Annotated in this window: 8 protein-coding genes; 4 read left to right on the forward strand and 4 right to left on the reverse strand. The window is 71.5% G+C overall.

Annotated elements, in window-relative coordinates; genetic code table 11:
• The 3 genes from VFF97_RS04780 to VFF97_RS04790 all read left to right on the forward strand — a co-directional run.
• Window positions 1–146: integrase core domain-containing protein (locus VFF97_RS04780; protein ID WP_325032360.1), on the forward strand; the 146-nt coding region annotated here is incomplete at its 5' end.
• 108 nt (window positions 147–254) lie between these two features.
• On the forward strand, window positions 255–1853 hold the full coding sequence (locus tag VFF97_RS04785) for an acyl-CoA carboxylase subunit beta (RefSeq protein WP_325032353.1): 1599 nt from the start codon (window positions 255–257) through the stop codon (window positions 1851–1853).
• Window positions 1850–2092 carry an acyl-CoA carboxylase subunit epsilon gene (locus VFF97_RS04790; protein ID WP_325032354.1) on the forward strand — a complete coding sequence of 81 codons (243 nt, stop codon included), beginning with the start codon at window positions 1850–1852 and terminating at the stop codon, window positions 2090–2092. Before VFF97_RS04785 ends, VFF97_RS04790 begins: the two co-directional genes overlap by 4 nt.
• Window positions 2093–2396: 304 nt before the next feature.
• On the opposite strand, the gene VFF97_RS04795 is transcribed toward VFF97_RS04790, so the two are convergent.
• From VFF97_RS04795 to VFF97_RS04810, 4 genes are read right to left on the reverse strand one after another with little or no spacing between them, the layout of a single operon-like run.
• Window positions 2397–3485 (reverse strand): hypothetical protein, encoded by a 1089-nt coding sequence (locus VFF97_RS04795; RefSeq protein ID WP_325032355.1) that lies wholly within the window; start codon window positions 3483–3485, stop codon window positions 2397–2399.
• Window positions 3482–4747 carry a sensor histidine kinase gene (locus tag VFF97_RS04800; RefSeq protein ID WP_325032356.1) on the reverse strand — a complete coding sequence of 422 codons (1266 nt, stop codon included), beginning with the start codon at window positions 4745–4747 and terminating at the stop codon, window positions 3482–3484. The genes VFF97_RS04795 and VFF97_RS04800 overlap by 4 nt, the downstream gene beginning before the upstream one ends.
• Window positions 4737–5417 carry a response regulator transcription factor gene (locus VFF97_RS04805; protein ID WP_325032357.1) on the reverse strand — a complete coding sequence of 227 codons (681 nt, stop codon included), beginning with the start codon at window positions 5415–5417 and terminating at the stop codon, window positions 4737–4739. The genes VFF97_RS04800 and VFF97_RS04805 overlap by 11 nt, the downstream gene beginning before the upstream one ends.
• Before the next feature lie 9 nt (window positions 5418–5426).
• Window positions 5427–6821, reverse strand: a complete 1395-nt coding sequence (locus VFF97_RS04810) for a class I SAM-dependent RNA methyltransferase (protein ID WP_325032358.1) — start codon at window positions 6819–6821, stop codon at window positions 5427–5429.
• A 67-nt stretch (window positions 6822–6888) separates the two neighbouring features.
• Here VFF97_RS04810 and VFF97_RS04815 point away from each other — a divergent pair, with 67 nt between their 5' ends.
• Window positions 6889–7563, forward strand: coding sequence for a Maf family protein (locus tag VFF97_RS04815; RefSeq protein WP_325032359.1), 675 nt, complete (start codon window positions 6889–6891; stop codon window positions 7561–7563).
• Window positions 7564–7719: the final 156 nt, after the last annotated feature.

A 7719-nucleotide genomic window follows, 5' to 3' on the forward strand; every position in this document is an offset into this window, starting at 1 on the left:
TGAAGCACTACAACAGCGAATCAGCCCGCCGCGCAGCCCTGCCCGCCTGGCTGCACTTCTACAATCACCACAGGCCCCACACTGCGATCGGGAAGCTCCCGCCCATCAGCCGGATCTCAAACAACCTGCCTGGGCAGTACAGCTAGACCCGGGCAGGCCGGTGCTACCGCATCCGTCTCTCCGCCGAATCGGACAGCGGATCGGACAGGCGCTTGTGCGATCCCTCCAACGGCGGCGCAAAGCGCGTCGATAAGGTGGAACGCGTGACCGAAGCGCCCGACCTCTCCACGACCGCCGGCAAGATCGCAGACCTCCGTTCGCGCTACCAGGAAGCCGTGGTCGACGCCGAGAAGGCGGCGCAGCAGAAGCAGCACGCGAAAGGCAAGCTCACCGCCCGCGAGCGCATCGATCTGCTGGTCGATCCCGGAAGCTTCGTCGAGCTCGACGAGTACGTGCGCCACCGCACGACCGCGTTCGGCATGGACAGATCGCGCCCCTACGGCGACTCCGTCGTCACGGGCGTCGCGACGATCCACGGGCGCACGGTCGCCGTCTACGCGCAGGACTTCTCGACCTTCGGCGGCTCGCTCGGCGAGGTCGCGGGCGACAAGATCATCAAGGTCATGGAGTTCGCGCTCCGCAACGGAATCCCCGTCGTGGGCATGCTCGACTCGGGCGGCGCGCGCATCCAGGAGGGCGTCGTCGCTCTCGGCAAGTACGGCGAGATCTTCCGCCTCAACACGCAGGCGTCGGGCGTCATCCCCCAGATCTCGATCATCATGGGCCCGGCAGCGGGCGGCGCCGTGTACTCTCCCGCGCTGACGGACTTCGTCGTGATGGTCGACAAGACGAGCCAGATGTTCGTCACCGGCCCCGACGTCATCAAGACGGTCACCGGCGAGGACGTCGGCATGGAGGAGCTCGGCGGTGCGCACACGCACAACACCCGCTCGGGTGTCGCGCACTATCTGGCCGAAGACGAAGACGACGCGATCGACTACGTGCGCACCCTCTTGGGCTTCCTCCCCGACAACAACATGTCGGAGCTGCCGGTCTACGAGACCGAGTTCGAGTTCGAGACGACGGATGCCGACCGCGCGCTCAACCACGTCGTGCCCGACTCCCCGAACCAGCCCTACGACATCCACCAGGTCATCCGCGGGATCGTCGACGGCGAGGACTTCCTCGAGGTGCAGCCGCTGTTCGCGCCCAACATCGTGATCGGGTTCGGACGCATCGAGGGCAGGTCCGTGGGGATCATCGCGAACCAGCCGTCGCAGATGGCCGGCACGCTCAACATCGACGCGGGCGAGAAGGCGAGCCGGTTCGTGCGGTTCTGCGACGCGTTCTCGATTCCGATCGTCACGCTCGTCGACGTCCCCGGCTACCTGCCGGGCACGGACCAGGAGTGGACGGGCGTCATCCGACGCGGAGCGAAGCTGCTCTACGCGTACGCCGAGGCGACGGTCCCGCTCGTCACGGTCATCCTGCGAAAGGCGTACGGCGGTGCCTACATCGTCATGGGCTCGAAGCAGCTCGGGGCCGACATCAACCTCGCATGGCCGACGGCCGAGATCGCGGTCATGGGCGGTCAGGGCGCCGTCAACATCCTCTACCGCGGCGAGATCAAGCGCGCCGCGGAGGCGGGCGAAGACGTCGCCGCCGTCCGCGCGCGGCTCGCGAAGGAGTACACGTACAACGTCGCCTCGCCGTTCCTCGCGGCCGAGCGCGGCGAGCTCGACGGCATCATCGAGCCGGCGCAGACCCGCGTCGCGATCGCGAAGGCGCTGCGGGCGCTGCGCGGCAAGCGCGCAAGCCTTCCGCCCAAGAAGCACGGGAACATTCCGCTGTGACCCTCGCAGAGCACGACGACCACGCGATCTCGGTGGAGGTGCTGCGCGGGCAGCCGACCGAGGACGAACTGGCGGCGCTCGTCGCGGTCGTCACCGAGGCGTACGCCGAGGAGGCGAGGCACGCGGTCGCCGAAGACCCACCGACGCGCTCGGCGTGGTCGGTCTCGCAGCGCGCCCTGCGCAGGCCGCTGCCGCGCGAGCTGGGATGGTCGCGCGCCCTGCCGTGCTGGCAGGGCTGACGCCCCGTGAAGCCTGGATTTGTCCCCCGAAATACCTACAGACGGGACACTTGACGGGTCGGATACTTGAAGTGCTGGAACGCTCTGCGTTCGGCTGACCTGCCCTCCGGTTCTCGGTGTCGGTCAGGTTCGGCCAGAGCGGACGGTTTTCGGGTAACCGTCCGCAGGCGAGGGGCGGGCGGCTTCGCCGCCCCTCGCCTCTTCTTCTCCGCTCCCCGCCCTGGCTCCCCTCCCCCGCCGGGACGGGGAGCGTGCTTGTCCCTGCGACAAGACGCGGGCCGAGCGCCGGATGCCGCGCCGGCTGCTACTCGCCTTCGCCCTCACCCTCGCCCGCTCGCGGCAGAGGGATCTCCTCCCACAGGTCGACGGCGTCCTCGTCGGACAGGCCCGCGCCCGCCGCGGAGCGGCCGACGACCGTGACCGCGACGCGCTCGTGCGGCGACGTGCGGATGTAGATGCGGTCGGAGCGCGCGGTGCGCAGCGTGTCGGCGAGCTGCGCGCGGATGATGGCGAGCGCGGACGTGTCGACGTCTTCGAGACCGCCCTCGTCGAGCACCGTCACGGTCGCGCCGCGTCGGCGCGCCCGCTCGAGCTCGGCGCGCACGGCGTCGTCGAGCAGTCGAGGACCGCGCATCTCGTCACGAAGGCGTCCTTCGGCGACACGCGCCTGCAGGCGCTCGTTCTCGTCGAGCTCCCCCGCCGTCGCGACGGCGCGCATGAGCACGGGGCCGGCGACGACGAGAGCGCGCTGCACCTGCACGCGTCGCTCGCGCTGCCGGACCGACTGCGATGCCTGCCACGCGGATGCCGCCCGCTGCAGCCCCGCGAGCCGCGACGTGTCGCGCGCGGCCCGGTCCATCGACAGGAGCAGCAGCTGCGCCGCCGCGACCCACACGGCGGAGCCGACGAGCCCGAGCGAGAGCGCGTCGATCGGGCCCATCCACACGATCGACCCGATCGCGAGCGCCGCGATCCCGGCCCACGCGACCCACGGGCGGCGCCGCACCATGACGATCACCATGAGCGCGCCGATGCCGCCGAGGTACCACGTCGCGAACGTCGCGGACCGCGATTGGGGCCCCACGGCGATCGACACCGCCGTCGGCACTGCGACCGCGCACACGAGCGCCGCCGTGGCCGCCCACGCGGGAAGCTTGACCGGTCCGCGCGGGCCCGCCGTGAGCGGGACGTCCTCATTGCCCGCGGGCCCGGATGCCTGCGCGGGGCGCGGTTCGAAGAAGATGCACAGCCACGTCACCACGAGATACACCGCGAACGTGATCACCATGAGCAGCGGCGACGGGACGGGCGCCGTCCAGACGAGTCCGCGCACCGCCAGGTAGGCGGTGAACGCGACTCCGAGCCCGGCGAGGACATTGCGCACGCTGATCATGCGAGGTCCTCCCCCGGCCATTCGAGCCGCACGCTCGTACCGGACGGTCCCGACGAGATGCTCGCGGTGCCGCCGACGGCGCCGACGCGCGCGATGATCGAGCCGCGGATGCCGAGGCGGTCGTCGGGTACGCGCTCCATGTCGAACCCTTTGCCCGTGTCGCGCACGTCGATGCGGAGCTTCGTGGGGTTGGCCGACGAGCTCACCTCGACGGTGAGCCCCGCGGCATCCGCGTGCTGGACCGAATTCGCGATCGCCTGTGTCGCCGCGAGCGAGAGCGCCCGCGCGACGCGGCCCGGGAGGGCGCCCGTCGCGGGATCGAGATCGTGTGCGACGGAGAGGTCGAGTCCGAGCTCGGCGGCGCCGTGCTCGATCTCCGCGACGATCGCGGCGGCGTCCTTCGGGTCGTCCGTGCCCTCCTCCGAGCCGTGCTCGGTGTTCGCGAGCCTCGTGAGCGCCTCGCGCGCCATCGTCGACGCGAGGGCGCGCTCGCGCGGCGTGTGCGCCCGCTCCACCGCGATGAGCGCGGCCAGCACGCTGTCGTGCATGAGCGCGGCGACGGCGACGCGCTCCTGCTCCGCGGCATCCGCTGCGGCCGCCCGCGCATAGGACGAGACCGCGAGGGCGCGCGCCTCGTCGACATTCGACGCGACCGAGCGGAACACCCACCCGAGGGTCACGAGCACGCCGCCGAGGATCAGGGCGAACGACACGTCGAGCGCGATCGTGAACCACACGTCGAACGCGACGTCGACGACACCGGCCTGCAGCAGCCGCACCGCGCCGAACAGGAGCGGCACGAGCACGGTCCATGCGATCTGCCACGGCAGCGGGTATCCGAGGATCGCCGCGACCGTCGCGACATTCACGAGGTACCAGATCCATGGCTCCGTGGGCGACGTCACCGGCACACCCGCCGTCGCCGCGGGCCACAGCAGGAGGACCAGGCAGTACGAGATCGGGTAGAGGGCGGCGAACAGGCGAACGCCCCGACCGATCGCGCACGCGACGAGCATGACCGCGAGCGGCACGAAGGCGAGGATCATGAGCGGCAGATGCCACCCGGCGATCTCCTCACTGGGCGCGAGCGCGTTGATGAAGGACTGGGTGCCGAGCACGAGGCATCCGAGTCCGATGACGAGGGAGATGACGCGCTCGATGCGCTGCCTCGTGAAGGAGCCGAAGCCCCCCGTCGTCTCGCGCGTCTGCGGGATGCGCCCCCAAGCCTCGTCGAGGGCGACTCCCGCCGCGTCAGCGGTCACGCGTTCCACCCGTGGTCGCGTCGTCTCCGGACTCCGAAAGGATCCCGTCCTCGAGCGCGCGGCGCAGCAGGTCGACCTTCGTCGGTGCGGGGCGTCCGACCTCCACGTACTTCACCCGCACGCGCGTGATGTTCTCCTTCGCGGTCGAGTACGCGACGCCGAGCCGATCGGCGACGACCTTGAGCGGCAGCCCGGCGGCGTACAGCCGCAGCACGTCGCGCTCGCGCGCCGAGAGCTGCGCGTCGGCGAAGGCGCGGTCGCCCTCGACGGCGCTCGCCCACTCGACGTTGTTGAGGGGCTCGCCGAACGCGACGGTGCGGATCGCCGCGATGACGTCGTCGATCGGCGACGCCTTGCTCACGACGCCCGCGGCCCCCGCGGCGAGCGCCTCGCGCACGGCCGCGGGACGGTCGGCGACGCTGTGGATGATGACACTCGAGCCGTCGCTCACGACGCGGCGGACGTTCTCGGTCACCGTCGTGCCGTCGCCGAGCGTGAGATCGAGCACCACGACGTCGGCGGGCGCGGAGCCGCTGAAGGTGCGCCAGTCGAGGTAGTCCGTCACGGTGCTGCCGGAGAAGACGACGGTCATGTCGGCATCCCGTGCGCAGGCCGCCTCGAGTCCGAGGCGGACGGATTCGTGGTCATCGATGAGCGCGACGCGCGTCATGGCGACAGCCTAACCGCGAGAATCGGCACGGGAGAGCACCGCGACCGCCTCGACGTGATGCGAGTTGGGGAACAGATCGAGCGCGTGCACGGCGGGTGTCTCATAGCCCCCCACGCGGAACGTCGCGAGGTCGCGCGCGAGCGCGACCGGGTCGCACGCGACGTAGACGACGGTCGCCGGCGACAGCGCCACGATGCCCTCCACGACCTTGCGCCCCGCCCCCGAGCGCGGCGGGTCGAGCAGGACGACGCCGCGCGACAGGCGTTCACGCTCGGCGGCGGACGCCTCGTCGGCGAGCCGCGCGATCCAGCGGTCGACGCGCGCGGTCTCGGCGCGCGCACCCACCCACTCCGCGAGGTTCTCGCCCGCGTGCTCGGTCGCGCGCGCATCCGACTCGACGCTCGTCACGCGCGTGGAGGCGCCGCCCAGCTCTCCGAGCGTCGCCGCGAACAGGCCCACCCCGCCGTAGAGGTCGAGGTGCCAGGCATCCGGGTCGATCGCGGGGCCGTCGGGACGCGTCTCGCGCAGGAGCGACGACACGAGCGACGTGAGCGAGTGGGCCGCGAGCCGGTGCACCTGCCAGAACCCTCCCGCGTCCACGCGGAACTCGCGCCCGCCGACGCGCTCGACCACGACCTCGCGTGCGGGATCGCGCTTCGCGGAGGCCGGAGGTGGTGACGGATGCCGCGCCCCGCCCGCCTTCGCACGACCGCGTCGCCCGCCGGGGCGTGCCCCGCGCGGCGCACGCTCGGGACGCGGGATCACACGCACGCGGCCGTCCGCCGGCTGCGCGAGGTCGACCCGGCCAGGGGGCATGTCGCGCAGCTCGACGGCGACGCGCTCGACGTCCGGCGTCGCGAGCGGAAGGTCCTCGACCTCGATCACGCGGTGGCTGCGCGCGGCGTACGGCCCGATGCGCCCGTCCGCGTCGACGTGAAGGCTCACGCGCGTGCGCCAGCCGGTGCCGTCCTCGGTCTCCTCGCCGATCACCTCGCCCTGCGGGGAGACCTCCGCGAGCGCGCCCTGGAGCGTGACGGGGACGTCCGTCCCGCCGATGCGCTGCAACGCGTCCTGGATGACCTGCAGCTTGAGCGCGTGCTGCGCGTCGAGGCGGATGTGTCCGAAGTCCGCTCCGCCGGGCCGCTGCTCCGGCGGCGTGTCGATGTCGGCCTGTCGCCACACGTGGGGCCGCCGGTCAGGCGACGCCTCGAGCACGTCGATCGCCTCGGCACGCCAGTAGCGCCGCTTGTCGGCATCCGGTCCGGCTTCGGTCAGGCGGGCGCGGATGCGCTCGCCCGGGATCGCGTCGGGCACGAACACGACCCGGCCCTCGTGCCGGGCGACGAACACGCCGCCGTGGGCGACGCCGGTGACGTCGAGATCGATGAGGTCGGGGGACTGCACGTTCCAACCCTTTCATGACGCGAGCCCGAGACACGGCACACGCCCCGCCCGCCGGTACGGTGGGCGCATGCGCGTGTGCCTCGCCTCGACATCCCCCGCCCGGCTCATGCTCCTTCGGCAGGCGGGCATCGAACCCCTGACGCTCGCGCCCGACGTGGACGAGGACGCCGTGATCGCGACCGTCGAGGCCGCCGAGGGCCGCACGCTCGAGCCCGACGAGCACGTGCTGCTGCTGGCGCGGCGCAAGGCGGCGGACGTGGCGGCGCGCCTCGCCGACGACGATCCGCATTTCGACGGCATCGTCATCGGCGGCGACTCGATGTTCCTCTTCGACGGCGCCGTGCTCGGCAAGCCGTATACGCCCGAGGCCGCGCGCGAGCGCTGGCATGCGATGCGGGGGCGCTCGGGGGTTCTGCATTCGGGGCACGCCGTCGTGCGCGTGCGGCCGGGCGAGTCGCCTCGCGAGGCGCACGGGGTGGCCGAGGCATCCGTCTTCTTCGCCGGTGATCTGACGGATGCCGAGATCGACGCGTACATCGCATCGGAGGAGCCCCTGCACGTCGCCGGCGCCTTCACGATCGACAGTCTCGGCGGACCGTTCATCGATCGCGTCGAGGGCGACCCGTCGACCGTGGTCGGCATGTCACTGTCGAGGCTGCGACGGCTCGTGCGAGAGCTCGGAATCGAATGGACGGATCTCTGGCTGCGCAGCTCACCGTCGGGCGGCTCGCACGAGGGGTGACGCAGGGGCGAAACCCCTTGTAGTTGGACGCCCACGTTTTTCGACCGTTCTTGTGCGATGCACCCAAATCGCGCGGGTTGCCGCTCGGTAGGCTGGCATCCATGCCTCGAATCGCCAAGGTTCTCATTGCCAACCGCGGCGAGATCGCCGTACGCG

Source organism: Microbacterium sp., from assembly GCF_035687345.1.
Classification (GTDB): Bacteria; Actinomycetota; Actinomycetes; order Actinomycetales; family Microbacteriaceae; genus Microbacterium.

Coding starts and splice junctions, on each gene's coding strand:
- VFF97_RS04805 (WP_325032357.1), bottom strand. CDS start 5,417: ATGACGCGCGTCGCGCTCATCGATGACCACGAATCCGTCCGCCTCGGA.
- VFF97_RS04795 (WP_325032355.1), bottom strand. CDS start 3,485: ATGATCAGCGTGCGCAATGTCCTCGCCGGGCTCGGAGTCGCGTTCACC.
- VFF97_RS04815 (WP_325032359.1), top strand. CDS start 6,889: ATGCGCGTGTGCCTCGCCTCGACATCCCCCGCCCGGCTCATGCTCCTT.